This window comes from Comamonas sp. Z1 (assembly GCF_008121555.1).
Classification (GTDB): Bacteria; Pseudomonadota; Gammaproteobacteria; order Burkholderiales; family Burkholderiaceae_C; genus Comamonas; species Comamonas thiooxydans.
Map to the genome: position 1 here is coordinate 1 of NZ_VOQT01000053.1, position 2,471 is coordinate 2,471.

2 protein-coding genes are annotated in these 2,471 nt (G+C 57.1%); both read right to left on the reverse strand.

The genetic code is table 11. The features are described 5' to 3' along the window. Positions 1-61: 61 nt before the first annotated feature. Entirely contained in the window at positions 62-847 is a 786-nt protein-coding gene (gene istB, locus FSY45_RS27645) for an IS21-like element helper ATPase IstB (protein ID WP_012838594.1), read from the reverse strand. Beyond that, positions 837-2,363, reverse strand: coding sequence for an IS21 family transposase (gene istA / locus FSY45_RS27650; protein WP_046462866.1), 1,527 nt, complete (start codon positions 2,361-2,363; stop codon positions 837-839). Before istA ends, istB begins: the two co-directional genes overlap by 11 nt. Between the last annotated feature and the right edge of the window lie 108 nt (positions 2,364-2,471).

The following is a 2,471-nucleotide window of genomic DNA, read 5'->3' on the forward strand; positions in this document are numbered from 1 at the left end:
CGCCATTTCCATCTCAAACTGACCCACCCTTTGACTTGAGCCGCAAGGCTCAAGATGTGGATCAGGTTTTGTTTCTCTCCTTCTTCATGGGCGGTTGTTGGACTGCACTGCTGTGCTTGAAGCGGTAGCTGTCGTTGCCTGTTTCCAGAATATGGCAGTGATGGGTCAGGCGGTCCAGCAGGGCCGTGGTCATCTTGGCATCACCAAACACGCTGGCCCATTCGCTGAAGCTCAGGTTGGTGGTGATTACTACGCTGGTGCGTTCGTAAAGCGTCGAGAGCAGATGAAACAGTAGCGCACCGCCAGATGAGCTGAAGGGCAGATAGCCCAGCTCATCGAGAATCACCAGATCCGTATGCACCAGCCTGTGGGCGAGCTGTCCGGCTTTGCCTTGCACTTTCTCTTGCTCCAGCGCATTAACCAACTCAACAGTAGAGAAGAAGCGCACCCTTTGACGGTGGTGCTCAATGGCCTGAATACCCAGTGCTGTAGCAATGTGCGTCTTGCCCGTGCCAGGCCCACCGACAAGCACCACGTTGTTAGCCTTCTCGATGAACTCACAGCGATGAAGGCTGCGTACCAAGGCTTCATTGACTTCACTGTGTGCGAAGTCAAAGCCTGCCAGATCTCTGTAGACCGGGAACCTGGCGACCTTGAGTTGATAGGCAATGGAGCGCACTTCTCGCTCAGCACTCTCGGCCTTGAGCAGTTGCGACAGTATGGGGTGTGCTGCTTCAAAGGCTGGTGAGCCTTGCTCTGCAAGTTCTGTCACGGCCTGGGCCATGCCAAACATCTTGAGTTGGCGCAGCATGATGATGATCGCAGCAATGGCGGGGTCATGACGCATGGCGCACCTGTCGGAGTTGGTCATAGCGCACGACGTTGGCTTGTGGCTCAACGATCAAGGCCAAGGCTTGGGGTGAATGGATGGGCTCAGGTTCCGGTGTTCCATCAATGAGGCGGTGCAAGATATTGATGATGTGGGTCTTGCGGGGTGCGCCATCCTCCAGTGCCAACTCGACAGCGGCCAGGACGGCTTGCTCATCGTGCTGCAACACCAAGGCAAGAACTTCCACCATCTCGCGATCGCCGCCAGGTTGCTTCAGGAGCAAAGCTTGCAGTCGTTTGAATGCGTCTGGCAACTCGACAAACGGCGCACCGTTGCGCAATGCGCCAGGCTTGCGCTGCAATACGGCCAGGTAATGGCGCCAGTCATAGACCGTACGCCCTGAGCCTTGGTGATTGCGCTCAATGATGCGCGGGTGCTCGCAGACGAACTGACCTTCGGCCACGACAACCAGGCGGTCGGCATAAACCTGCAAGCTCACGGGCCTGTTGGCATAAGAGGCCGGCACGCTGTAGCGATTGCGCTCGAAGTGAACTAGGCAGGTGGGAGAGACTCGTTTGGCATGCTCGACAAAGCCGTCAAACGGCCGAGGCATGGGCATCAAGGTTGAGCGTTCTTGCTCCCACACATCAGCAAGTGAGCCAGGCAATTGGCCATGCGCAATCTCTTGCCATAACTGTTGACACCGTTGCTCTAGCCAATCGTTGAGGGCTCTGAGTGTCGGAAACGCTGGTACAGATTGCCAGATACGATGGCGAGCGTCCCGAACATTCTTCTCGACCTGTCCCTTCTCCCATCCCGAGGCCGGATTGCAAAACTGTGCCTCGAACAGGAAATGGCTGGCCATAGCACTGAAGCGGGCGTTGACCTCTCTGAGCTTGCCACGGCCGACACGATCGACGGCTGTGCGCATGTTGTCGTAGATCCCCCGCCTAGGGACGCCTCCAAACACCGCAAAGGCACGGTTGTGGGCATCGAACAGCATCTCATGGGTTTGCAGGGGATAAGCCCGCAGATAGAAGGCTCGGCTGTGGCTGAGCTTGAAGTGAGCCACTTGCAGCTTGGTGCGTACACCCGCAATGACAGCCCAATCCTCGCTCCAATCAAACTGGAAGGCTTCTCCAGCACCGAAGACCAGGGGCACAAAAACGCCTCGCCCTGATGTCTGCTCCGCCGCATGACACTGGGCCTTCCATACTCTGGCAAAGGCAGCGACTCGGTTGTAGGAGCCGGTGTAGCCCAACGCCTGCAAGTCCAGAAACATCTGCTTGATCGTGCGCCGCTGCTTGCGAGAGCGGTTGACTTCTGTACGCAGCCAGCCTGACAGCTTGCTGGCGAAGGGGTCGAGCTTGGTGGCAATGGTGCGCTGTGCAAGTTGAGGTTGCACAACGTCGGAGCGCAAATACTTGCGGATGGTATTGCGAGAAAGCCCAGTTCTGCGGGCGATCTCTCGGATGGACAGGTGCTCACGCAAAGCCCAGCGCCGGATGACACTCAAAGTAGCCACGTCAATCACTCCTGGTCTCCTGCTGCACAAGAAAGCAGCAGGCTAGGGTTAATGCGTGGGTCAGATTGAGATGGAAAAACCGGGGGCTAGTGGGTCACTTCTGGGTGGAAATCAACA

Excerpts from the sequence above, each read along its gene's own strand:
- istB (WP_012838594.1), bottom strand. The coding sequence starts at position 847 with ATGCGTCATGACCCCGCCATTGCTGCGATCATCATCATGCTGCGCCAA.